The organism is Micromonospora sp. C51 (assembly GCF_018070435.1).
Classification (GTDB): Bacteria; Actinomycetota; Actinomycetes; order Mycobacteriales; family Micromonosporaceae; genus Micromonospora; species Micromonospora sediminimaris.
The window spans coordinates 348,561-372,720 of sequence record NZ_JAGPXQ010000001.1; the positions used below are offsets into that span (position 1 = coordinate 348,561).

At 71.0% G+C, this 24,160-nt stretch carries 21 protein-coding genes; 8 read left to right on the forward strand and 13 right to left on the reverse strand.

Annotated features, from left to right (window positions below; translation table 11 throughout):
• Positions 1-8: 8 nt before the first annotated feature.
• From KBX50_RS01680 to KBX50_RS01690, 3 genes are all read right to left on the reverse strand, one after another.
• On the reverse strand, positions 9-581 hold the full coding sequence (locus KBX50_RS01680; protein WP_093406003.1) for a hypothetical protein: 573 nt from the start codon (positions 579-581) through the stop codon (positions 9-11).
• A 176-nt stretch (positions 582-757) separates the two neighbouring features.
• Positions 758-1,744 carry a tRNA (adenine-N1)-methyltransferase gene (locus KBX50_RS01685; protein ID WP_247672997.1) on the reverse strand — a complete coding sequence of 329 codons (987 nt, stop codon included), beginning with the start codon at positions 1,742-1,744 and terminating at the stop codon, positions 758-760.
• A gap of 32 nt (positions 1,745-1,776) precedes the next feature.
• Positions 1,777-2,940, reverse strand: coding sequence for a site-2 protease family protein (locus tag KBX50_RS01690; RefSeq protein ID WP_210933960.1), 1,164 nt, complete (start codon positions 2,938-2,940; stop codon positions 1,777-1,779).
• A gap of 83 nt (positions 2,941-3,023) precedes the next feature.
• Here KBX50_RS01690 and KBX50_RS01695 point away from each other — a divergent pair, with 83 nt between their 5' ends.
• The 5 genes from KBX50_RS01695 to KBX50_RS01715 all read left to right on the forward strand — a co-directional run bounded on the left by KBX50_RS01695 (position 3,024) and on the right by KBX50_RS01715 (position 9,540).
• Positions 3,024-3,938, forward strand: coding sequence for a PD-(D/E)XK nuclease family protein (locus KBX50_RS01695; RefSeq protein WP_210933961.1), 915 nt, complete (start codon positions 3,024-3,026; stop codon positions 3,936-3,938).
• 79 nt (positions 3,939-4,017) lie between these two features.
• Positions 4,018-5,214, forward strand: a complete 1,197-nt coding sequence (locus KBX50_RS01700; RefSeq protein WP_210933962.1) for a sensor histidine kinase — start codon at positions 4,018-4,020, stop codon at positions 5,212-5,214.
• A gap of 40 nt (positions 5,215-5,254) precedes the next feature.
• The gene (locus tag KBX50_RS01705) at positions 5,255-5,941 is read left to right on the forward strand and encodes a response regulator transcription factor (RefSeq protein ID WP_210933965.1); all 687 of its coding nucleotides are present in this window, start codon (positions 5,255-5,257) and stop codon (positions 5,939-5,941) included.
• 282 nt (positions 5,942-6,223) lie between these two features.
• Positions 6,224-6,991 (forward strand): ABC transporter ATP-binding protein, encoded by a 768-nt coding sequence (locus KBX50_RS01710; RefSeq protein WP_210933967.1) that lies wholly within the window; start codon positions 6,224-6,226, stop codon positions 6,989-6,991.
• Positions 6,991-9,540 carry an ABC transporter permease gene (locus KBX50_RS01715; protein WP_210933970.1) on the forward strand — a complete coding sequence of 850 codons (2,550 nt, stop codon included), beginning with the start codon at positions 6,991-6,993 and terminating at the stop codon, positions 9,538-9,540. Before KBX50_RS01710 ends, KBX50_RS01715 begins: the two co-directional genes overlap by 1 nt.
• An 88-nt stretch (positions 9,541-9,628) precedes the next feature.
• On the opposite strand, the gene KBX50_RS01720 is transcribed toward KBX50_RS01715, so the two are convergent.
• Positions 9,629-10,276: an HAD family phosphatase gene (locus KBX50_RS01720; RefSeq protein ID WP_210934386.1), complete on the reverse strand. Its 648-nt coding sequence runs from the start codon at positions 10,274-10,276 to the stop codon at positions 9,629-9,631.
• A 101-nt stretch (positions 10,277-10,377) separates the two neighbouring features.
• Complete coding sequence (locus KBX50_RS01725; RefSeq protein WP_210934387.1) at positions 10,378-11,148, reverse strand: neutral zinc metallopeptidase; 771 nt, start codon at positions 11,146-11,148, stop codon at positions 10,378-10,380.
• A 323-nt stretch (positions 11,149-11,471) separates the two neighbouring features.
• On the opposite strand from KBX50_RS01725, the gene KBX50_RS01730 reads away from it, so the two are divergent.
• Positions 11,472-11,861, forward strand: coding sequence for a YciI family protein (locus KBX50_RS01730; RefSeq protein ID WP_247673001.1), 390 nt, complete (start codon positions 11,472-11,474; stop codon positions 11,859-11,861).
• Entirely contained in the window at positions 11,861-13,099 is a 1,239-nt protein-coding gene (locus KBX50_RS01735; RefSeq protein WP_210933974.1) for an RNA polymerase sigma factor, read from the forward strand. The genes KBX50_RS01730 and KBX50_RS01735 overlap by 1 nt, the downstream gene beginning before the upstream one ends.
• A 67-nt stretch (positions 13,100-13,166) precedes the next feature.
• Here KBX50_RS01735 and KBX50_RS01740 read toward each other — a convergent pair whose 3' ends face one another.
• The 8 genes from KBX50_RS01740 to KBX50_RS01775 form a co-directional block, all read right to left on the reverse strand.
• Entirely contained in the window at positions 13,167-14,027 is an 861-nt protein-coding gene (locus tag KBX50_RS01740; RefSeq protein ID WP_210934388.1) for a class I SAM-dependent methyltransferase, read from the reverse strand.
• An 83-nt stretch (positions 14,028-14,110) separates the two neighbouring features.
• On the reverse strand, positions 14,111-15,118 hold the full coding sequence (locus tag KBX50_RS01745) for a 1-aminocyclopropane-1-carboxylate deaminase (protein WP_210933977.1): 1,008 nt from the start codon (positions 15,116-15,118) through the stop codon (positions 14,111-14,113).
• 163 nt (positions 15,119-15,281) lie between these two features.
• Positions 15,282-15,914, reverse strand: a complete 633-nt coding sequence (locus KBX50_RS01750; RefSeq protein WP_210933979.1) for an HNH endonuclease family protein — start codon at positions 15,912-15,914, stop codon at positions 15,282-15,284.
• A gap of 152 nt (positions 15,915-16,066) precedes the next feature.
• On the reverse strand, positions 16,067-18,454 hold the full coding sequence (locus KBX50_RS01755) for a hypothetical protein (protein ID WP_210933981.1): 2,388 nt from the start codon (positions 18,452-18,454) through the stop codon (positions 16,067-16,069).
• A complete protein-coding gene (locus KBX50_RS01760) occupies positions 18,454-19,461 on the reverse strand; it encodes an NUDIX domain-containing protein (RefSeq protein WP_210933983.1) in 1,008 nt (335 codons plus the stop codon). The genes KBX50_RS01755 and KBX50_RS01760 overlap by 1 nt, the downstream gene beginning before the upstream one ends.
• A complete protein-coding gene (locus KBX50_RS01765) occupies positions 19,458-21,257 on the reverse strand; it encodes a hypothetical protein (protein WP_210933986.1) in 1,800 nt (599 codons plus the stop codon). The genes KBX50_RS01760 and KBX50_RS01765 overlap by 4 nt, the downstream gene beginning before the upstream one ends.
• Positions 21,250-22,434: a hypothetical protein gene (locus tag KBX50_RS01770; RefSeq protein ID WP_210933988.1), complete on the reverse strand. Its 1,185-nt coding sequence runs from the start codon at positions 22,432-22,434 to the stop codon at positions 21,250-21,252. The genes KBX50_RS01765 and KBX50_RS01770 overlap by 8 nt, the downstream gene beginning before the upstream one ends.
• Positions 22,435-22,554: 120 nt before the next feature.
• Positions 22,555-23,229: a response regulator transcription factor gene (locus tag KBX50_RS01775; protein WP_210933990.1), complete on the reverse strand. Its 675-nt coding sequence runs from the start codon at positions 23,227-23,229 to the stop codon at positions 22,555-22,557.
• A 241-nt stretch (positions 23,230-23,470) separates the two neighbouring features.
• On the opposite strand from KBX50_RS01775, the gene KBX50_RS01780 reads away from it, so the two are divergent.
• The gene (locus KBX50_RS01780; protein WP_307870802.1) at positions 23,471-24,160 is read left to right on the forward strand and encodes a DUF2306 domain-containing protein; all 690 of its coding nucleotides are present in this window, start codon (positions 23,471-23,473) and stop codon (positions 24,158-24,160) included.

A 24,160-nucleotide genomic window follows, 5' to 3' on the forward strand; every position in this document is an offset into this window, starting at 1 on the left:
CGGTCGGGCTACAGCAACGGGCGACCGACCACCGAGGCGACCAGCCGGGCGAACTCCTCCAACCGGGCGATCTGTCCGGCGCCGCCGTCGTCGAGGGTCTTACCGAAGCGCAGTGCGTCGTGGCGCGGGCCGCCAGCGCTCTCCTCGCCCGGCGGCGACTCGTCCAGCGAGGTCAGCAGCAGGTAGACGTCGATGCTGTCGACCCGGATCTCCCCGTTGTCATGGCGGAACAGCCGGCGTCGGCAGCCGACCTCGGTGACCGAGGAGACCGGCACCACCCGCAGCGAGGAGGTCATCGAGCCCGGCGGTCCCTCCCCCGGTGGCACGTCCTCGCCGTGCCAGAGCACCAGACGGCTGCCGTCGCAGACGACGACCTCCTGCCACACGCCGTTCACCTCGTTGACGAAGCGTTCCAGGGTGAAGCCGAGCACCGACGCCCCGCGCAGTACGCCGCCGAGCGCTTCCAGGGCGACGTCGGGGTCGCGCAGGTAGGCGCGCGCCGCAGATTCCAGGTCGGTGTACGGCGACCAGTCGGGGAAGACCGCAGGCAGGTCACCACCGCCGAAGCCGGGCCGGCTCATGTCGGCCCTCCGCTGCGCTCCGGGCCGACATGAGGCACCAAGGCACCGAGCTGATGATTCGCTCGCTGACGCTCACTCATGCCCGCCCTCCGCTGCGCTGCGGGCCGACATGAGGCACCAAGGCACCGAGCTGATGATTCGCTCGCTGACGCTCACTCATCGGATCACCTCCGCCGTCACGGCCGGTCCGTCTCCTGCGCCACGTCAGGCCGTGTCTGCTCGGCGGGTGCCTCGTGTGGCGGCACGGCCGCCTGCCGGGCCGCCTCCACCTCGCGTAGCGCCTGGCGGCGTTGCGCGTACGCCTCGGTGCCCTTGCTGGGTTTGCGACGCCGGGGCGGGGCGGTCACGCCCGGGGCGAGCTTACGCGCGGAGACGAGGAACGCGGTGTGGGCGATCATCCGGTGGTCGGGGCGGACCGCCAGCCCTTCGGCGTGCCAGTCCCGGACCAGCGACTCCCAGGCCCGCGGCTCGGTCCAGCCGCCGCGCTCGCGCAGGGCCTCCACCAGCTCGGACAGCTGCGGGGTGGTGGCCACGTAGCCGATGAACACGCCGCCGGGCAGCAGCGCGCGCTCGACCATGTCGAGGTTCTCCCAGGGGGTGAGCATGTCCAGGATGATCCGGTCGAAACCGGTCTCGCGGCACTCGGCGACGTCACCGACGTGCAGGTGCCAGGCCGGGTGCGAGCCGTGGAAGAACGACTCGACGTTTCGTCGGGCGATCTGGGCGAAGTCGTCGCGGAGTTCGTAGGAGTGCAGTTCTCCGGCGGTGCCGACCGCGCGCAGCAGCGAGCAGCTCAGCGCTCCGGAGCCGGCGCCGGCCTCGAGGACCTTGGCCCCGGGGAAGATGTCACCCATGGCGACGATCTGCGCGGCGTCCTTGGGGTAGATCACCTGGGCGCCCCGGGGCATGGAGAGCACGTAGTCCGACAGCAGCGGGCGCAGCGCCAGGAACGCGGTGCCGCCGCCGGAGGTGGTCACCACGCTGCCGTCGGGCAGACCGATCAGCGCGTCGTGCGCCAGGATGCCGCGGTGGGTGTGGAACTCCTTGCCCGGCTCCAGGGTCACCGTGTGCATCCGCCCCTTGGGGTCGGTCAGCTGCACCCGGTCACCGGGCTGGAACGGCCCACGCCGCACGGCGGGCGGCTCCACCTTCTGCTCGGGCAGGTCGCTGGCCGGGTGGGCGGAGTGGGTGACGGTCACGTGTTCATCTTCCGGTGAGGTTCGAGCAGTTGAGCCAGATCCGCGATGTGCAGAACGCCGACGACATCTTCGCCTGCCGTCACGACGTACTGTGCGCCCGGGTGGGTCTGCACGGTCTCCAGCACCCGTTCGCCGTCCGTGTCCACCGGCATGGCCGGCAGGTCGGCGAGGGTACGGGCGACCGCGTCCACGGCCAGCCAGGGGCGGCGGGCCTCCGGCACCGCCGCCGCGGCGGCCGGGTCGACCAGGGCCACCGGTCGGCCGGTGGAGTCGGTGACCAGCAACGCGACCGGGTGCTGCGGCTCGGTGGTCGGGTGCGTCTGCGCGGCGCGGCGCTGCGCCTCGGCCAGCGGGGTGCCGGTGGGCACGGGGTGCACCGGACGGGCGAGGGTGGCCAGGTCGACCAGGGGAAGCCGCCGGCCGATGCGGGACATCCGGATCGACTGTCCGGCACCGTGCCAGAGGGTGAGGGCGACAAGTGCCGTCAGCGGCAGGGCCAGCAGGCTCAGCACGTCGATCGCGTAGAGCGCGGCCACCAGCAGCGCGGTGCCGACGGCGAGGATCCGTCCGGCCCAACCGGCGATCTCGGTGGCCCGGTGCCGGTCCCGGGTCAGCGCCCAGACCACCGCGCGCAGCGCCCGACCGCCGTCCAGCGGCAACCCGGGCAGGATGTTGAACAGCGCGACGATGACGTTGCTCGCCGCGAGTTGGAAGGCGAGCTGATCGGCCACGGTGCGGTCGGGCAGGGCCAGCGTCGCGGCGACGGCCGCCGCGCCGAGTACGGCTGATACGGCCGGCCCGGCCAGCGACACCAGCAGGTCCACCCGTGGGGAGGGCGCGTCGCGGTCCATCTCGGTGTAACCGCCGAGCAGTTCCAGGGTGATTCCGCGCACCCCGATGCCGAAGCGGCGGGCGGTGAGGGCGTGGCCGAGTTCGTGGGCCAGCACCGAGCCGAGCAGTGCGAGGACGAACCCGGCCCCGACGAGGTAGCCGCCGAGCGGGGACAGTTGCAGTCGTTGACCGGCCAGTTCGCCGTACAGGACCGTGATCAGGAGGGCGAGCAGCAGGATCGAGCCGTTCAGGTAGAGCGGCACCCCGAGGATCCGGCCCACCCGCATGCCGGGGCGCCGGGCGGCCCGTGGTCGCCTGCGCTGTTCCATCGGGCTGATGCTACGCGGCGGGAGATCACCTACCGGAGCGGCGGCGGTCGGCCTGTCATACCGGTGGCCTAACCTTCCGGGGCATGACGGCGGATCCGGTGATCACTCAGCAGGCCCCGACCCCGACGGAGCTGCCGGCGGGGGTGCGGGCCTCGCTGTCACCGTCGCGGGCGGCGGATTTCAAAACCTGCCCGCTGCTCTACCGGTTCCGCAGCATCGACCGGCTGCCCGAGCGGCCCAGCGTGGAGCAGGCTCGGGGCACGCTGGTGCACGCGGTGTTGGAGCGGTTGTTCGACCTGGCGCCGGCCGCCCGCACTCCGGAGGCCGCCGGTGATCTCGTCCCCGGCCAGTGGGACCGCCTGGTCACCGAGCAGCCGGAGTTGGCCGGGTTGTTCCCCGATGACGACCCGGCCGCCGTGGCGGAGTTCCTCCGTTCGGCGTCGGCCCTGTTGGGCGGCTACTTCGCGGTGGAGGATCCGCGTCGGCTGGAGCCGGCGGAGCGGGAGAGCCTGATCTCCGCCGTGGTCGACGACGAGCTGCTGATTCGCGGCTATCTCGACCGGCTCGACGTGGCTCCTGACGGTGCGCTGCGGGTGGTGGACTACAAGACCGGCGGCGCCCCCCGGGAGGCGTTCGAGGCGCGGGCCCTGTTCCAGTTGAAGTTCTACGCCCTGGTCCTGTGGCGTACCCGTGGCGTGGTGCCCCGGGTGCTGCGCCTGCTCTACCTCAAGGACGCCGAGGTGTGCGACTACGCCCCCGAGGCCGAGGAGTTGGTGCGCTTCGAGCGGACGGTGGTGGCGTTGTGGCGGGCGATCGAGCAGGCCACCGCTGCCCGCGATTTCCGGCCCCGGCCGAGCCGGCTGTGCGACTGGTGCAGTCATCAGGCCCGTTGCCCCAGCTACGGGGGGACGCCGCCGCCGTTCCCAGAGCCGACGACGACGCCCGATCCGCTGCGCGACGCCCGGTCCTCCCCCGCGCCACCCGGCGCCGACGAGTAGCCGCCCTCCTTCGCGGGGATGAGGGACGAGTCACCACACAAGACGATCTTTCAGCGGTGGAGGCGGCTAGCGTCGGGGCGTGGGTAACGCGCTGAGGCAGTGGCTGCGTCGCAATCCGGCGGCTGGTGACGCGCTGCTGGCCGTCGGCCTGGTCCTGGCGGAGGTCGTGTTCACCCTGCTGGCTCCCCGGGAGCTCTGGCCGCGGCCACTGCCGGCGACGCTGGGGTGGAGCGTGGTGTGCGCGGCACCGGTGGTGCTGCGCCGGGTGGCGCCGTGGCCGGCGCTGCTCGCCGCGTTGGCGACGCTGCTGCCGTCCTTCGTCATCGAGGTGGCGCCGAACACGCAGAGTCTGACTTTCGTGGTGCTCACCTACACGATGGCGGCCTACCGTCCGGTGCGGCCGGCGCTGGTGGCGGCGGTGGCGCTGTGGCTTCCGGTGGCCGTGGTGAACGCCCTGGTGCCGCCGGAGGGGGTTCCGCAGGTCAGTTCGGCGTTCCTGATCGCCAACAGCATCCTGGTGGGGATCGTGTCGTTCTCGGTGGGGCGCACGGTGCACGCGCGCCGCTCGTCCACCGAGGCGCTGCGGGAACGGGCCCGGGTCGCCGAGGCCAATCAGCGGGCGCTGGCCGAGCAGGCCGTCGCGGACGAGCGGCGTCGGATCGCCCGGGAGTTGCACGACGTGGTGGCCCACCACGTCAGCGTGATGGGGGTGTTGGCGACCGGGGTGCGGCGGGTGCTGCGCCGCGACCCGGACAGCGCCGACGAGGCGATGGCCACGATCGAGGAGACCAGCCGGGCGACGCTGCGGGAGCTGCGCCGGCTGCTGGACGTGCTGCGTACCGAGGCCGAGCCGGCGGCGGAGCTGGCGCCGCAGCCGGGTCTGGCCGGTATCGCGACGCTCGCCGATCAGGTCCGGGAGGCCGGGCTGCCGGTGACGTTGACCGTGACGGGCACGCCGGGGCAGCTGGAGGAGGGGGTGGCGCTGACCGTGTACCGGATCGTGCAGGAGGCGCTGACGAACGCCCTCAAACATGCCGGGTCGGCGACCGCGCAGGTGCGGGTGGGCTTCGGTGGCGACGCGGTGGAGGTCGAGGTCACCGACACCGGTCGCGGGCCGTCACCGGACCCGGATCGGATCGGGCACGGCCTGGTCGGGATGCGGGAACGGGTCGGCCTCTACGGTGGGGTCCTGCGCACCGGCGCGCGCAGCGGCGGCGGCTACCGGGTGTATGCCCGGATTCCGGTCGAGCCGCTGCCCGAGACGAGCCGACGGTGAGGTGGGCCTGGTGAGCGGTGCAGTCGACAGGGAGGATCAGATGGCCGATTCGACGGGGCAGGCCCGGCCGGTGCGGATCCTGCTCGCCGACGACCAGCCACTGCTGCGTACCGGTTTCCGGATGGTCCTTGGCGCGGAGGCCGACCTGGACATCGTCGCGGAGGCCGGCGACGGGGTGGAGGCGGTGGAGCTGTCCCGTCGGTTGCTGCCGGACGTGGTGCTGATGGACATTCGGATGCCGAGGATGGATGGGGTGAGCGCCACCCGGGCGATCGTGGATGCCCGGCTGCCGGTGCGGGTGCTCATTCTGACCACCTTCGACCTCGACGAGTACGTGGTGGGTGCGCTGCGGGCCGGGGCGAGCGGCTTCCTGGCCAAGGACGTGCCGGCGGAGGACCTGGTCACCGCGATCCACACGGTGGCCGCCGGCGACGCGGTGGTGGCGCCGCGGATCCTGCGTCGGCTGCTGGACCGCTTCGCCGACGTGCTGCCGGATCCGTCCGCGACGCCACCGAAGGCGTTGGGCGCGCTCACCGAACGGGAGCGGGAGGTGCTCGTGCAGGTCGCCCGCGGCCTGTCGAACGCCGAGATCGCCCGGGCGCTGTCGGTGAGCGAGACCACCATCAAGACGCACGTCGGACATGTGTTGACCAAGCTCGGGCTACGCGACCGGGTGCAGGCGGTGGTGCTGGCGTACGAGTCGGGCCTGGTCCGACCTGGGGGTTAACGCCACCGTTGCATCCGTCACCTACCGTGACGACCTGCGGCGGAAATCGGTTGACCCTCACGCGACGGCAACGTCCAGGATGACCATGACCACCGACGGCAGACGAGCGACAGCTGCCGGAGTCGGGGACAACCCTGACTTCGGTTTGGGGGGTACCCGCAGCCGGAAATCCGCTTCGGCTCCGCCCGGAGTCGGACGGATCGGCGGTGGGCAGCACAGATGATGGACTCGCACCGGACCAGCGGGGGCGGTGCGAGCAGACGCGACGGAGAGGTACGTGACGTGACCGCTACCACAGGCCAGCCGGCATCAGCCGCAGCCCGGGCGAGCGACGTGTGGAAGGTGTACGGCACCGGCGAGGCGCAGGTCATCGCCCTGCGGGGGGTCAGCGCGGAGTTCGAGCGTGGACGGTTTACCGCGATCATGGGCCCGTCGGGTTCCGGCAAGTCGACGTTGATGCACTGCCTGGCCGGGTTGGACTCGGTGACCAGGGGGACCGTGGAGATCGGCGAGACCACCGTCACCGGGCTCGGTGACGCGGGTCTGACGAAGCTGCGCCGCGACAAGGTCGGCTTCATCTTCCAGCAGTTCAACCTGCTGCCGACGTTGACCGCCAAGGAGAACATCCTGCTCCCGCTGTCGATCGCCGGGCGCAAGCCGGACCCGGCATGGTTCGACGTCGTGATCGACACGGTGGGTCTGCGGGACCGGCTGGGTCACCGGCCGGCGCAGTTGTCCGGCGGCCAGCAGCAGCGGGTGGCGTGCGCCCGGGCCCTGGTCGCCCGCCCCGAGGTGATCTTCGCGGACGAGCCGACCGGTAACCTCGACTCGCGTTCCGGCGCGGAGGTGTTGAACTTCCTGCGCAACTCGGTACGCGAGCACGGCCAGACCATCGTCATGGTCACCCACGATCCGACGGCCGCCGCGTACGCCGACCGGGTGGTGTTCCTCGCCGACGGGCAGATCGTCTCGGAGCTGATCGAGCCGACCGCGGACACGGTGCTGGACACGATGAAGAAGCTGGACACGCCCGCCGAGGTGGCCGGCTGATGTTCCGGGCAACCTTGAAGAGTCTGCTGGCCCGCAAGGTCCGGCTGATCCTGTCCGGCCTGGCCGTGGTGCTCGGCGTGATGTTCGTCTCCGGCGCCTTCGTCCTCACCGACACCCTGGGCCGCTCCTTCGACTCGCTGTTCGCCGACGCGTACGCCGAGGTCGACGTCAACGTGGCCGCCAAGCCGAAGCTGGAAATCGGCGAGATGGAGGGCGAGCAGCTGGCCAGCCCGTTCCCGGCCGCCACTGTGGAGACGGTGCGCGCGGTGGACGGGGTGGCCGAGGCCACCGGCGTGGTCGGCGTCGACGGGGCCCGGTTGATCGGCAGCAACGGCAAGGCGGTCACCTCGTTCGGGCCGCCGCAGTTGGGCGGCAACTGGACCGGCGAGAGCGACCTGGTGCGGTTGCGGGAGGGTCGGGAACCGCAGGCCGACGACGAGATCGTGATCAACAAGGGGTTGGCGGACGCCGGCCGGGTGGCGCTCGGCGACCGGGTGGGGGTGCTCACCCTCCAGCCGCGCCAGGATTTCACAATCGTCGGCATCTTCGGCTACAGCGGTGACCGCGACTCCCTCGGCGGTGCCAACGAGGTCATGTTCACCACCCCCGTGGCGCAGCAGCTGATGCTCGGCGAGCCGGACGTGTTCAGCAACATCGTGGTCACCGCCGCCGACGGCGTCTCCGACGAACAGTTGCGCGACGCGGTGGCCACGGCGGTCGGCGACGGCTACGTGGTCAAGACCGGCGAGCAGCTCTCCGCCGACGCCGCCGCCGGCCTGAAGGAAGGGCTGTCCTTCTTCAACCGGATCCTGCTCGGCTTCGCCGCGGTGGCCCTGCTGGTCGGTACGTTCCTGATTCTCAACACCTTCTCGATCATCGTGGCGCAGCGCACCCGGGAACTGGCGTTGCTGCGGGCCGTCGGCGCCAGCGGCAAGCAGATCATCGGCTCGGTGGTGCTGGAGGCGATCGCCGTCGGGTTGATCGCCTCGGTGTTCGGCCTGGCCGCCGGCATCGGCGTCGGCGCGCTGCTGGCGTACCTGTTCGGCAACCTCGCCGGCGGGCTGGCCCTGGCCGGGGTCGCGGTGCCGGCCTCGGCGGTGATCGGCGCGTTCGGCGTCGGTCTGGTGATCACGGTGCTGGCGGCGTTGCTGCCGGCGCTGCGGGCCGCGCGGATCCCACCGATCGCGGCGATGCAGGACGTGGCCACGCCGGACCGGCCGTTGACCAAGGTGACCGTCGGCGGCGCGCTGGTCACCGCGATCGGCGCCACCCTGCTCTTCCTCGGCCTGGGCGGGTACGCCGGTGGCAGCACACTGGCCACCATTCTCGGTGGCGTGCTGTTCTCGTTCATCGGGGTGGCCCTGCTGACGCCGCTGATCAGTCGTCCGGTGGTGGCGGCGCTGGGCACCGTCTTCTCCGGCTGGGTGCCGGGCAAGCTGGGTCGGCTCAACTCGGGCCGCAACCCGCGCCGCACCGCGATCACCGCCGCCGCGTTGATGGTGGGGATCGCCCTGGTCACCGGCATCACGGTGATCCTGGACTCGGCCAAGAGCAGCATCAGCGGGTTGGCGCAGGACAGCATCAGCGCCGAGCTGGTGATCGCCGGGGCGCAGTCGGGTCCGCGCCCGCCGACGTTCGACCCGGCGGTGCTGGACGAGGCGAAGGCCATCCCCGGTGTCCGCCTCGTCGACGGCGAGTACGGCGACATGGCGCTGGTCGGCGGCGAGCGTACCTGGGTCGGTGCCAGCAGCGAACCGAGCGCGCTGGTGCAGATGTTCGGCGCCACCGCCACCGCCGGGGACATCGGGCGGCTGGGGCCGGGCCAGATGCTGATCAGTTCTGACGCGGCGGAGTCGCGTGGCCTGTCGGTCGGCTCGACGGTACCGGTGCAGTTGGCCCGCGGCGAGGAACGCACCTACACGGTCACCGGCATCTACGAGAGCACCCCGCTGTTCGGCGGCGTGACGTTGCCCGCCGAGGCGGCGCGTGACTTCGCCATCCCGCAGCCCATCCAGGGCTACATCCAGCTGGAGCCCGGAGTACGGGCGGCCGACGTGCTGCCCCAGGTGGAGGCGCTGCTGACGGACAGCCCGGAGGTGTCGGTGGCCGACCGGGACGCGTTCATCGAGCAGCAGGCCGGGCAACTCGACGGGCTGCTCCAGATGATCCAGATCCTGCTGGCGCTGGCCATCGTGATCGCGGTGCTCGGCATCATCAACACCCTCGCCCTGTCGGTGCTGGAGCGGACCCGGGAACTGGGTCTGTTGCGTGCCATCGGCCTGCGCCGGTCGCAGACCATGGGGATGATCACCGTGGAGGCGGTGGTGATCTCGGTGTTCGGCGCGCTGCTCGGCGTCGTGGTCGGTGCCGGCCTGGGTGCCGCGGTGGTGGAGGCCCTGCGCGACGAGGGAATCACCAAGCTGGTGCTGCCGTGGGGCCAGATGGGTGTCTTCCTCGGCCTGGCCGCGATCATCGGCGTGATCGCGGCGGCGCTGCCGGCGATCCGGGCCGCCCGGATCAACGTGCTGGGCGCCATCGCCCACGACTGAGGCACCGCCGAAGCGAAGGCCCCTGTCACCGATCCGGTGGCAGGGCCTTGCGCTGCGCGTCCAGCCGACCAGCCGGGCGGTAGCGGGGTCAGGCGGGGGTTCGGCGCAGCAGCCCCGCCAGCAGGTCCAGGTCCGCCAGGAGCAGGCTCTCCAACTGGTGTACGCCGTCGGCCGGCGCCAGCGGCACCTCGGCGGGTACGGCCAGCACCGCGGCCCCGGCGGCGACCGCGCTGGCCACCCCGGTCGCCGAGTCCTCGATCGCCACGCACCTGTCGATGGGCACTCCGAGCAGCCGGGCGGCCGTCAGGTAGGGCTCCGGGTGCGGCTTGGTCGAGTCGACCTCGTCGCCGCAGACCACCACGTCGAAGCTGTCGCGGCCGAGAGTGTCCAGGGCGATCTCGACAAGCGCCCGCCCGCTGGAGGTGACCAGGGCGGTCGGGATCCGCGCCTGCCGGACCGCGCCGAGCAGCGCCAGCGCCCCCGGCCGCCACTGCAGCCCGGTGCGGAACAACTCCAGGATCCGCGCGTTGATCCACTCCGCGCTGGTCTGCGGATCCCGGTGCGGTTGCCCCAGGTCGTCGTGCAGGATGCGCATCGAGTCGGCCATCCCCGTGCCGACGATCGCCCGACGGGCGTCGGCGGACAGGGCGCCGCCGTAGTGGTGGGCGAGTTCGGCCAACGCGACGTCCCACAACCGCTCGCTGTCGACCAGGGTGCCGTCCATGTCGAAGAGCACGGCGGCCGGACGGGTGCTGCTCACCGGATCCTCCTCGGGCTCGGGTAACCGGTGAATCCTGTCAGCCGACGGTGCTTCCGCGCCCGGCACAGTGACCTTTCTCAACCGAGATCGCAGGCGGCCAGGGATCGTTCGTAGCCGCGGAAGAACGCCTCGGTCCGCTGCTCGGGGGTGCCGTGGGAGCCCTCGGCGAACCATGGTTGGCCGGGGTCGTCGCCGACGGCCAGCAGTCCGTCGTTGAACTCGTCGAGGTCGCCTTCCTCAAGGGTGAGCCGGCCGGCCCGTACCGAGTCGCCGAGGAACGCCCCGGCCATGCAGTCGGCCTGCAACTCCTGCTGGATGGTGAAGTTGTACCGGATGCCCAGCCGGGTCTGGATGCCGTGCGCGTACTCGTGGCCGAGCAGGTAGAACACGAACGCGTCACCGATCTGCCGGAAGGCGCCGAAGGACCAGTTGATGTCGTACGCGATGTAGTCGTCGATGGTGCAGTAGACCGCGTTGTTGCGGGGCACCTCCTGCCCGCCGCAGGAAACCTCACCGTCGCGCTGGTACGGGATGACCTGCCGGATCGGCCGGAAGGACTGCTCCGACACCTCGAACTGGTCAGCCCAGTACAGCTCGGCGAGCCGCTGCGCGTCGGCCACGTCCTGCCGGAACTCCTCCACCGTGTCGGTGCCGTCGGCACGGGTCACCTCGGCCGTCGGTTCGGCCGGCTGCCGCTGCCCGCCCGGGTCCGCCGGTCCCCCCACCGGCTCCACCATGCAGGCGGCCGCCGCCACCAGCGCTACCGCCAGGCCGGCGAGCCTGCCTCGGCGTCGCCCTCGCCCACCTGCCGCCACCGTGCTCCTCCCGCCTCGGCGTCGCCGGTCCAGTACCCCGACGGTACGACCGTCACGCCCGTTGCCGTCAGGTACGCCGTCCCGTCCCGTCCGGTTCAGTTGCCCGTCTGCCAGCGGGTTTCATCCGGCCGATTTGGGCCAGTCGGATCGATCCCGGCCCAGTGCGGTGGCCAGAAACGTTGGCGGTGTCGCGGCGAGGGAAGGCGGCGTTGGAGTCGGCGCGGCCCGGTGAACGTTGCTGGCCACCTCACTAGGGTGCGGTGGTCGGTGTCCGGAACGGACGCCCGGCTCCGACGTCCCCGGTGAACCGGCACCGGCGATGGTGGCGGACGCGAGAGGGAGACCCCGTGAAATACATGATCATGCTGTACGGCTCGCAGCGGGACTACGACGCGATGGCCGGGCACGCCGCCGACCGACCGGCGATGTCGGCCGAGCAGGTGGCCGCGATGCACGAGCACATGGGCAGGGTGCACCAGGATCTTGCCGACTCCGGTGAGCTGGTGGACGCTCAGGGGCTGACCGCGCCGGTGCACGCCCGCCGGGTCCAGGTACGCGCCGGCGCTGCGATGGTCACCGACGGCCCGTACCCGGAGACGCAGGAGGTCCTCGCCGGGTACACCGTGGTCGAGTGCGCCAGCTTCGACCGGGCCGTCGAGATCGCCGCCATGCTGGTGAACCCCGACAACCCGGGCGAGTACGTCGATGTCCGCCCGATCGCCGAGGGCGTCGACGATCTCGTCTGATGGGTGAACCGACCGTCGAGGACCTGCTGCGCCGGCTGGCGCCGCAGGTCCTCGGCGCGCTCGTGCGCCGCTACGGGCACTTCGACACCGCCGAGGACGCCACCCAGGAGGCGCTGATCGCCGCGGCCACCGCCTGGCCCCGCGACGGCGAACCGGCCAACCCCCGGGCCTGGCTGATCACGGTGGCGTCGCGGCGGCTCACCGACCTGCTCCGGGCCGAGCAGGCGCGACGGCAGCGGGAGGACCTCGTCGGCCGGCAGGTGCTGGCCGAATGGCGGCTACCACCGCCGGGTGACCGGATCGCGGACTCCGACGACACCCTGATCCTGCTGTTCCTGTGCTGCCATCCGTCGCTGCCCCCGGCCGCGCAGATCGCGTTGACCCTGCGGGCGGTCGGCGGGCTGAGCACGGCGGAGGTGGCCCGGGCGTTCCTGGTGCCGGAGCAGACCATGACCCGGCGGATCAGCCGCGGCAAGCAGCGGATCCGCGACAGTGGCCTGCCCTTCGCGATGCCCGACCCGGCCGAGGTCCCGACGCGCCTCACGGCCGTGCTCCGGGTGCTCTACCTGATCTTCAACGAGGGGTACGCGAGCACCTCCGGGCCCGGACTGCTCCGCGCTGACCTGTGTGCCGAGGCGATCCGGCTGACCCGGCTGGTGCATCGGATGCTGCCCGACGCCGCGGAGGTTACCGGTCTGCTGGCGTTGCTGCTGCTCACCGACGCCCGCGCGCCGGCACGCACCGGGCCGCACGGCGAGCTGGTGCCGATGGCCGAGCAGGACCGTTCCCGCTGGCGGGCCGATCAGATCACCGAGGGCACGGCGCTTGTGGTCGAGGCGCTGCACCGGGGGCGCCCCGGGCCGTACCAGGTCCAGGCCGCCATCGCTGCCCTGCACGACGAGGCATCCAGCCCGGACGAGACCGACTGGCCCCAGATCGCGGCGCTGTACGAGGTGCTGACGGAGATGGACAGCAACCCCCTGGTCGCGCTGAACCATGCCGTCGCGGTGGCCATGACGGACGGTCCCGACGCGGGACTGGCGCTGGTCGACAGGGTGGCCGCCGACGGTCGGCTGGCCCGGGATCCGAGGCTGCCCGCCGTACGCGCGCACCTGCTGGAGCGGCGCGGCGACCCGGCGGCGGCCCGCGCCGAGTACCGGACAGCTGCCGCGCGGGCCGTCAACCTGGCGCAGCAGCGTTACCTCAACGCTCGCGCCGACCGCCTCACCGACGGCTGACCCACGGTGACCGGGCGGCACCGACGGCTTCGGCAGCCGGGCCGCCGTCGCCGCAGCGTTCGAGGTGTCAGGCGTGCGACGGCCCAGGTAGGTCACCCGTCCGCTCCGCGGGTACCGCCACGGTGATCCGGATCTCGGTGGTCAGCGACAAGCCGCCGCCGTCGTCGCGGGCGGCGTCCAGCGCCTGCGCGGCGTCGGCGGTCGCGGTGGGCAGTCGGTCCGCCGGTAGGTGTCGCAGCAACGCTCGTCCGCCGTGTGACCACATCCACCGCACCCAGTGGTCGACGTCGTCGAACCGGCTCTCGACCCGGTGCGCGACGATCGAGGTGACGGTGAGGCCCGCGCCGTCCATGGTGGCGGTGATCGCCTGCTCGTCGGCGAACGGGCCGGCCGGGCGCGCCGGCCGGGCCTGGTCGGTCGGCAGATGCGCCGCCAGGGCGTCGGTGGCGGCGACGAAGGCCGGATCCTGGGCACCGAAGGTGCTGATCACCAGGCGGCCGGACGACCGCAACAGCCGAGCGTACGCCTCCAGGGCCTGTTGCGGCTGCGGGAGCAGGAAGACGACCAGCCCGGCCAGGACGGCGTCGAAGCTGCGGGGCGGGAAGTCGGGCTGCTGGGCGTCGTCCACCCGGACGTCGACGTGAGTCAGACCAGCGCGGGTGACGTCCTCGGCGGTGAGGGCGACCATGGCCGGAGCGAGGTCGATCCCGGTGACGTGCCCGGTCGGTCCGGTGGCGTGCGCCGCCGGGAAAAGCACCGCGCCGCGACCGCAACCGACGTCGAGAACACGCTCACCCGGCCGGATGGCGGCGCGCCGGACGAGCTCGGCACCGAACGGGCCGAAGAAGGAGACTCCGGTGCGGTCGTAGCTCGGCGCGGCCTGGTCGAACACCTCCGCGGCCCCACTGGGCCGGGCACTGCCCGTCATCGACGCCCCCTCCATCTTGTCGGACATGAAAACCCTAACCGGCAGGGGTGGCGGGTGGCACCCCTGCCGGCGCTGCGGCCCGGTCAGGCGAAGAGCGTGTGATAGGCGTTCAGGGCGGGTTGGCCACCCAGGTGGGCGTAGAGAACGTTGGCGTCGGCGGGGATGTCCCGGGCACGGACGAGGTCGATCAGCGCCGCCATCGACTTGCCCTCGTACACCGGGTCGATGATCATGCCTTCCAGCTCACCGGTGAGCCGGATCGCGTCCAGGGTGGACTGGACCGGAATGCCGTACCGCTCCCCTGCCCAGCCCGCCAGCACGGTGATCTCGTCGTCGCGCAGGTCCCGCCCGAGACCGATGAGCGCGGCGGTGTCACGGGCGATCTTCTCCACTTGGGCCCGGGTCTCGTCGAGCTTCGCCGAGGCGTCGATGCCGAGCACCCGCCGGGGCCGGTCCTGGTCGGCGAAACCGGCGATCATCCCCGCCTGGGTGCTGCCGGTGACGCTGCACACGACGATGGTGTCGAAGAAGACCCCCAGCTCCCGCTCCTGTTGCTGGACCTCGTACGCCCAGTTGGCGAAGCCGAGCCCGCCCAGCGGGTGGTCGGACGCCCCGGCGGGGATCGCGTACGGCACGCCACCGCCGGCCCGGACCTCCTCCAGCGCCCGCTGCCAGCTCTCCTTGACGCCGATGCCGAAGCCGTCCGGTGCGAGGCGCACCTCGGCCCCCATCACGCGCGACAGCAGAATGTTGCCGACCTTGTCGTTGACCGGGTCCGGCCAGTCCACCCAGCTCTCCTGCACCAGGACGGCCTTCAGGCCGGCCCGGGCCGCGACGGCGGCCACCTGACGGGTGTGATTGGACTGCACACCACCGATGCTGACCAGGGTGTCCGCGCCAAGGGCCAGGGCGTCGGGCAGCAGGTACTCCAGCTTGCGGGTCTTGTTTCCGCCGAAGGCCAGGCCGCTGTTGCAGTCTTCCCGCTTGGCCCAGATCCGGGCGCCGCCCAGATGGCGACTCAGTTGGTCCAGCGGATGGACCGGGCTGGGGCCGAAGAGCAACGGGTAGCGGTCGAACACGTCGAGAGACATGCAATATATTGCACGTTGCAGGTCTTCAGCTGTCAACCCCTCCTTCCCGGCACGCTCGGTACCGAACGGCCGCCCGGCCGGACGCGGCACGTCGAGCGCGACGGGGGCGTGACGCCGTCGACGTCACGCCCCCGTCACCGATGCCGCCCCGGCCGGCGACTGGTCAGCAGGTGTTGAGCATGGTGCTCAGCGCCGATTTCTCCGCGCTGTTCACGGTGAGGCCGTAATACCACTTCACCTGGATCCAGGCCCGGGCGTAGGTGCAGTGGAAGGCCGCGCGCGGCGGCTTCCAGGCGGCCGGATCCTTGTCGCCCTTGGACGAGTTGACCGTGCCGGTGACCGCCCACAGTTCCGGCCCGCCCAGGTCGTTGGCGTAGGTCTGGCGACGCGAGGTGCTCCAGGCCCAGGCGCCCGAACGCCACGCCTCAGCCAGCGGCACCACGTGGTCGATGGAGATATCGGCGGGGTTCGTGCGGGTCACCCCGTCGTACGGGCTGTACCAGGACCCGGAGGTCGGATAACAGCTGGAGTTCACCACGACGTTGCTGCCGTCCCGCTTGAGCACCTGCTCCCGGGTGTTGCAGGCACCGGTGATGGTGATCCAGTGCGGGAAGAGGTCGCGGTTGTAGCTGGACTGGTGGGACTCGGCCGCGACGGTGAGCGAGTTCAGCCGGCTCACCGCCGTGCTGTACGAGGGGATGTTGGGGGGTGTGGCGTGGGCGGCCGGCGGCACGAGTACCACCGACAGGGCGACAGCGATCGCCGAGACGATCGCCACCTTGCGTAGGCGAGCCACGGGACGACTCCTGACTGTCTCCTGCGACGGCGGGTGGGGGAACCCGACTTGGGGGCGCGGCAGGCGACATCAGGATTCTCGCAGAAATCGCGATCAATAAATGTCATCGCGCCACAAGCGCCGTTAACGCCACATGAAGACCCGCCGGCGGCTCACTCGGGCAGGTACTCGTGCGCGAGGAAATCCTTGAGACAGGCGGCCGCGTGCCCGGCGGCCAAGAAGAGTTCCGCAGTCGAGCCGGAACTGGCCACGTGCCCCGCGACCACTCCGCGGAAGACCGCCCAGAGCCGCCGCTCGTTCCAGAGGCCGAACTCGTACGACTCGGTGTCCAGCGCCGTCAGGCGTCCATCCTGGTCGCGCAACTCCGCCAGAGCCGCCTCGGTCATCAGCTCCGGCGGTCCGCTGGCCACCGCGCCGTCGAAGTCGATCTCGGGTCGGGGTGCGGTCGGCGATACCGGTAGGTCCTCTGCCCGAGCCGACTTGCGGAAGTCGACCACGAGATCCTGGAACCGGGTGTTGACCCGACGGTAGTAGGCCAACAGAGTCCGCACATAGTCGGGAATCCACAGCTGCGGCACCCGGGTCACCACCTCCCCCGACGCCAGCCGCTCGTAGTGGCCGACCCAGCGCGGAACCACGACGTCGCCGGCGCCGTCCCCTCTCGCCGTGCCGACCAGAAAGAACGCCGAGGGATTGAACCGCTCCACGATGTTCCGGACAGCGCGTGCCCGCCCGGGCGTCAAGCGCTCCGGTGACCGGGCGAGGTAGACCGAGAGCGGTCGATCGGCCCGCTCCGCCGACACCTCGATCCACCGACCGATCTCCGTGGCCTGGCTCTCCGGTGCCAACTCCGGCACGAAGACCTGGAGCACCGCACGGTACTCCGCCGGGTGCGAGGTCAGCACCGCGACGTCGACCCGTCTGGCCGACTCCGCCGGAAGCGTGCCGGACACGCCACGACGCGTCGGTCTGCCGGCGGCACCGGTCGTGGTCTCCGATGCGGGTTGCTGGGCCGAGGGCTGCCTGGGCACCGACGGAGACGTCGGCTCCTGGTCACGTTCGTCGCCGAGGGTGGGTTGCGGTGAGAATGCGTGCATGGCCTGCACCGAAAGTCGGGCATGTTCCGCCTCGGTCAGCAGCGGGGCCCGAGCGCCGAAGTCGAGCAGGAGCAGGTGCACCTGCTCCGGGGTCAACCCACGCGCCGCGCGGGCCCGCAGCACCAGATGATGCACGATCGCCTCGCAGGACTCACGGGCCACCTCAACCTCGTCGAGCCCGACGTTTTCCGCCGGCTTCGCCGCTGACGGCCGGCGCAGGTCGGCGGCCGGCTGGGGCGTCGCGCCGACCACCGGTGCCGCCGACTGCCCGCCGGTGTGCCACAGGTACTCCTCCAGCGCCGCGGCGGCCAGCGTGAAGAACCAGCCACGTGCCTGGTCCTCGTCGCGCATTCGCAGGTCCCGGTCGGCGAAGAGCAACGCGCAGCCGGCCAACGACAACAGCGTCTGCAGTCGCCATCGCTCACCGAACCCCTGGATGGCGGCGATCGCCCGGCCCGCCTCATGCACCGCCGCGCTGACCTCGGCGTGCCCGAGCAGCTCGGGCCGCTGACCGGTGGCCGGGGCGATGCGCAGCAGGGCACGGATCAACTCGGTGCCGGTGTCACCCTCGATCCGGGTGGAGGTCCGGAGCCAGTGCGCCACCATGGAGAGCAACAGGTGCATCGGGTCTCGGGTCAACGGCCCGTCGCTGTGGTAGCCGCCGAGGTCGATCAGCTGGTACCCGTTTCCCTCGAGAGTGGGCTCGGTCGGCACCAGGATGTTGCCGATGTTCAGGTCACCATGGGTATGGCCGGTCAGCAGCGACAGCTCCTCACTGCTTCGTGGCGCGGAACCGGCAAGGAAGGCGAGCGGGTTGGGCAGCTCCGACCGCCACCAGCCCAACTGGACCCGCGCCTGCCCGTCCGGTACGCCCGCCCGCTTTGCCCAGGCCCGCAGGCGCGCACCGGGCGTACCGCGCCGCTCCGGCCGTCCGTCGAGCAGTTCGGCCAGATAACCGCCGACGGTGGTGGGCCGCTGCTGGCTCGACGGTGGTGGTTGGTTCCAATCGTGCACCACCGACTGCACGATGGTGCGCAGCTGAGCGGGAAAGTCCGGCAGCGCCATCACCTCGGTCAGCGGCGGGCAGGCCAACAGGTCTCCCGCGGCGACGTCGAACGCAGCGACCCAGCTGTCACCGAGCGACTCCAGCTGGGCGGTGGGCAGATGCCGGCGTACGAAGGTCGGCGGTGAGTCGACGTACGCCAGCTGCGCACGCTCGATCTCGCCGGTCTGACCGTCGTAGAAGCGCAGGAACCGTTGCCGGTCACGCTGGCCGGGCTCCCGCCAGACCACAAGCGCTATCGGTGTTCCGCTGTGGCCGCCCTGCTGATAGCGCACGATTTCGACGGAGACCCGCTTGACCCGGACCCAACGTTCGAAGGCGGCCGTCTGCCCGGCCGGAATCCGGCTCCAGTCGCCGGTCAGCTCCGGTTCGTCCGGCATCAGCCGACTCCCCACTCGGCGACCAGCTGGACGATCGCGACGACGATCCCGGCGACGCTCAGCACCGCGCCGAGCACCTCCCAGGGCTTTTCCCTGATCAGTACGGTGGTCGACGGACGCCGGCCCAACACGAGCCCGGGCGCCAGCCGGCCCAGCCCACCGGGCAGTCCCGCGACGAGCCGCCGCAACCCGGTCGTGTTGACGCCGCTGCCCTTGACGAGCCGCCCCTCCTCCAGCAGCGCCCGCTCAGTGACCCACTGCCCGTCCGGTCCGGCCTTGAGTTCACGGCGGGTGGACGTCAACTGGACGAAGTGCATCCGGTACCGGGTGACGGCACCGTAGGTGCGCGACTGTTGGACGACCTCGACCTCACCCAACTCGACCAGACGGTCCCGCCGGGCGTCGAAGCTGAACCCGGGTAGTTCCTCCTCCAACTCCCGGACCGCCGCGGCAAACGCGTCCCGGTCGTCGGAACGCAGGTGGCCACCGGGCAGCTGATACTGCCGGGCCGCCCGGTCGTAGATCATCAGGTAGCGCGGGCCGAGTAGCCGCAGTCGCGTCTTGATCAGCACCTGGACCACCCGCCCAGACCGGAGCGGCGACGCCTGCGGGTCGAGACTGAGCCGGCGGTGCTCGATCACGTACAGGAACTGCGCACCGGCCAGCACCTGCTGCGGTTGGTACGGCGGCTCCGTGGTGCCCGCTCGCGCCCAGTTGTCGATGACAGGTGTGCCGCTGCGCAGGTAGGCGGCGAGGCTCTTGAGGAACAGGGCCGCCGCCGGGCTCGCCGCCTTCACCGTGTGCCGACCGGTGGCCGGATCCTCGGTCACCAGCACGGCACCCGAGAGCTGCAGGAAACCGGTGACCACCTCAGCCGCCACCGGTCCGGCCGCGCCGCCGAACCCGGCTGCCGCGCAGAGTTGGTCGGCCGTGACCGCGCCCTCGTCGTGGTCGGGTACGGCCTCCAACACCCGTGCCAGCCGCTCAGGTGGCGCGTCGGCGCTCATCGGCCACCGGCAGCGTCAGCGGCGTCCAGCACGGACAGCCGCGGGGACGGTATCTCGTAGAGCGGGCGGATAGGCACCTCCGGGCCGCCGGCGAGCCGCAGCGCCGAACCAGGATTCCGGTTGATCACGGGGAGATAGGCCAACGCCGTGATCCCGAACCGTCGCAGGATCTTCAGCATCGACAGCGCGGTCGTGTTCGAGCCGTTGAACTCGTCGATGATGGCGACGGCGTACGAGTCGCGCTCGGCGAGCAGGCTGAGCTGACGGCCCCAGCCCATCTCCGTGTGCCGGTCGACCTCCGAGAAGTCGTCCCGCTCCGCAGCCCAGAGGATCCTGCGGGGGATCTTGACCGCGACCGGCCGCGCGCCTCGGCGGGCTTTGAGCTGGTCGGTGAGCGTGTTCATGGCCGGCTCCGCCGGACAGACGTAGACCGCCTCCTCGACGCCCGCGCCGCCGATCCGGGTCGCCTCCAGCATCTCGTCGAGCTTGTAGGCGATCCAGTCGCCGTACTCCTCGAACATCCGCTTGAAGTCGGGCACCAGGGAGAAGCGTGGCGGCCCCGGAGAGCTCTGGTCCGGGTCGCCGGGGCCATATTTCTCCGGCACCCACTCGTGGGTCAGCAGCATCTCCCACATGTCGTAGGACCGGATGCCGGGCCGGTCCGCCAGGGGATCCGCCGGGAGGCTCTTCGCGAGACACTGATCGCACCGGGTGCGTTCGGTCTTCCGCCGGGCGATCGGGCCGGCCACACCACGCACCCGGTAGGCGCGGCGGTCGACCACCATCTGGAAGGAGTCCCTGGCCGGCCCCAACCGCTCCCGGTCGATGAAGACCGCAATGATCGTGGGTCTCACCACGAGGCCGCGCGCACCCAGCCGTCCGATCAACGCCTCGGTCGTCCGACCGGTGTTGACCACGTCCAGCATCAGCAGCGCGTCGCCGGAGGTCGGCAGGTTCGCTAGGTCGTCGCCGGCGGAGACCGGGAAATGTCTGATCCCGAGGCGTTGCGCCACCTCCGCGCCCACCTCGACGAGCCACGGGGAGTGCGCCTGGTGCGAGACGATCATCAGTGGTCCGGAGCTGCCGTTCTGCTCCTCCAGGACGATGTCCTTGGTCAGTTGGCTGACCTCCTGCATGGCGTACGACGCGTCGAAGAAATACCGGGTGCAGTACTTCTCGCTGGTGCCGAACTTGTAGTGACCCAGTCGACGGAGGATCTTGCCGCCCAGCCGGTCGCTGATCGGCTGGTTCAGTCGCTGGAGTTGCTCGGCGTACTCGGGGTCTGGCGGCTGGATCGGTTCGTCGTCGACCTGCCCGGCCGAGACCCGAACCCGGGAGCCGTCGCCGTACTGAATGACGATGTGCCCGGGATGGTCGGTGCCGACGATGTCACGGAAAGCCTGTTGCAGGCCGGTCCCCATCGCCGGCATCAGGACCAGCACCTCCAGGCCGGGATTGGTCAGCAGCAGGGTGCCGAGGGCCTTGCCGGTGTACGCGGCGACGGTCTGGATGATGAGTTCGTGCGGGCTCAGGGTGAAATCGACCAGGACCAGCGTGCCCTCGACCGGGTCCTCGCTCGCCGAGACGTCAGCGATGAGCCGGTCGTACACCTGCCACGCTGACCTCAACTGCTCGAAGCTGAGATAGATCGTCTGACTCGGCTCCGCGCTCACCGTACCCGGGTGGACCTCGGCGACGAGGTCACGGTAGAAACGCAGCCGATCGTCGGGTACGTCCTCTGTGGTCGCGCTGCCGAGCCGGATGACCTTTGGAATGATCCGCCAACGTTCAGCCATGAGTCGGCAGCCGGGCGACGACGAGGTTGCCGCGGATCTTCGGAATACCCAGCCCTTCCCGGAGAGTGACCACATACTGCGCCGACGAGTCGGGCTCGTACTCCGCCTCCACCGTCAATCGGATCGCGCCGACATAGATGTCCAGTGAGCCCTGGAAGACGTCGATCACATGGTGGTAGAGGAAATAGAGTCCACAGCCGAGCAGACGGTCCCGCGACCGCGCGTCGCCGTCGTCCGACTTGCTGGAGATGCCCGGCAACAGACTGGCCATGAGCAGGTCGCGGTCGTCGCTGGCGACGTCGGGCTTCCAATCCGACGTCCGTAGCTCGTCCGCCACCAGTGGGTCGGCCCCCTCCCGGCGGATCCTGAAGGTGTCTGTCGCCGGAGCTGCCGCCACCCGCACGTCGCCCCGGCAGACCAGGCCCCTGCGCAGGGTGTCGACGATGGAGTCGCCGTTGTCCCACACCGCGATGGTCAGTGCGGCCTGCGGCACGTCGTCGCGCGGCAGCACCATGTCGGAGGCCACGACGGCGGTCGACGCGTGCGGATGTTCCTGGACGTTGGCCAAGATCTCGTGCACGACCACCCGAGCCACGTCCCACTCAGCGGTACCCTTGAGATGCCGGCTGAACAGGGCCAACGCAAGCGGGTCCGTCCAGCGCCCGAGTTCCTCCCGCATCATCGCCGTCCGGGCGTCGGCGCTGTCGAGGCGGTACAGCGACAGCCCGAACACGCGCTTCTTGCGCAGGTGCTGCACGATCTGGTCACTCGGATCACCGGACGTCCCGGTGCCGAACGCGGCAGGGGCGCTCTCGTTGACCCGCTTGACGTCCTCCAGGTGCAGCAGCATCGGCAGCGGCGCCCGCGCGACCTGGCAGGCTGCCTCGAAGAATCGGTCCCGCCGCAGCACGTCAAGAGCGGCACGGACGACGGGGAGCCGAAAGCGGGTCAACCGGTCACTGGTGATCCGGGTGCCCATCATCGCCAGCACCCAGAGCAGGGCGACCACGTCGAAGGTGCGGCTAACACGGAAGTCGATAAGGGTGAGAGCGTCGTCGTCCGGCCGGACGCCTCGCTGCCGGAACACATCTTTGAGATGCTGAAGATCGACAGATTCGCCGAGCGGAATCTCACGTACGACGGTGGGATTGTCGACGTCGGCTTCCGACGGTTGCATGAACGCTCCGTGAGGTCGGCCCGGAATGCATTCACATCGTTGTGGCGACGTCACGTTACGAAACAAGGTGAACGATGACAAGCCTGGGTTGAGACGGATTCCGGACAGGCGGTCGCGGCGCTACGCCGGGCGCTCCGGACCGTTGCGGACGCGGTCGGTGTGGTACGCCCACATCGCGATCTCCACCCGGTTACGGACACCGAGCTTGACCATCAGGCTGGCGATGTGGGTCTTCACAGTGCTGAGGCTGATGTGCAACTCCTCGGCGATCTCGGTGTTGGTACGGCCACGCGCGACGGCCACCAGCACCTCCTCCTCCCGCAGTGTGAGCGCGTCGACCGGCTGCCGCGGCGGCGCGGCCGGGCCCGCGTCGGCGAAGGCCCGGAGCAGCCGGGTGGTGATGTTCGGCGCGATGAGCGCGTCCCCGGCGGCGGCAGCCCGCACGGCCTGGGTGAGCAGAGCCGTGCCGGCGTCCTTGAGCAGGAAACCACGCGCTCCGGCGCGGAGCGCGGCGTAGACGTACTCGTCGAGGTCGAAGGTGGTGATCACGACCACCGCCAAGGGGTCCGGCACGGCCGGGCCGGCGAGGCGACGGGTGGCCTCGATGCCGTCCACGCCGGGCATCCGGATGTCGAACAGACACACGTCCGGGCGTAGTCGCCGGGCGAGTTCGACGGCTCGATGACCGTCGCCCACCTCGCCCACCACCTCGATGTCCGGCTGGGCGTTGAGGATCATCGTCAGGCCGGTACGAACGATCTCCTGGTCGTCGGCGACGATCACGCGGATGGCCACCCCACGATTGAACACGGCCGGCCGCCCGGCCCAAAGTACGGCCGGCTTCCCCGTCCATCGGCCGAGACAACGCCGGCCCGCACGGCGATGAGTACGGTCCGCCGCGTTGCCAGGATCGACGGAGCAGGAGCGACCGAGGCCCTTCCCGACTGAACCGCGCACCGTGTCCGTCCAAGGTCGGCCGGACCCGGAGCGGTGACGTGGTCGGGGTCCCGGTCGCCGCGAGAAGGGACCCATCGCTGTGCCGTCTTCCGCCAGGTCGACCTGGCTCATCCCCGCCGGTCTGCTGCTGCTCAGCGCGGTGCCGGTGGCCGCCGGCGGCCTCCGCCTGACCGAACTGGCCGGCGGCGCCCAGGTGTTGCCCGACGGCGACCGGATCGCCTCAGCCCCGCTGCCCGTGATCGTCCACATCGTCGCCGTGACCGGGTTCAGCGTGCTCGGTGCCTTCCAGTTCGCGCCCCGGTTCCGACGGCGCCACCGCCGCTGGCACCGGGTCGCCGGCCGGATCCTGATTCCCTGCGGCCTGCTCACCGCACTGAGTGGCCTGTGGCTGACCCTGTTCCTGCCCCCGGGGGCGCTCGACAGCGGCACGCTGGTCGCCGTCCGCGTGGTGGTCAGCGTCGCCATGGCGGGGTCGATCGTCCTCGGCTTCGTGGCGGTCCGACGCCGCGATTTCACCCGGCACCGCGCGTGGATGATCCGCGGCTACGCCATCGGAATGGGCGCAGGTACCCAGTTCTTCACCCAGATGGCCTGGCTAGCCGCCGTCGGTCCACTCACGACCTTCGGCCGGACCGGGACGATGACCGCCGCCTGGCTGATCAACGTGATACTGGCGGAATGGATCATCCGGCGGCGCGACGGTACCGCCGGAGCGCGTCCGGCGGCGCGCGGACGCCGCGCCCGCGAGGACACGGCGATTCCGGTGTGA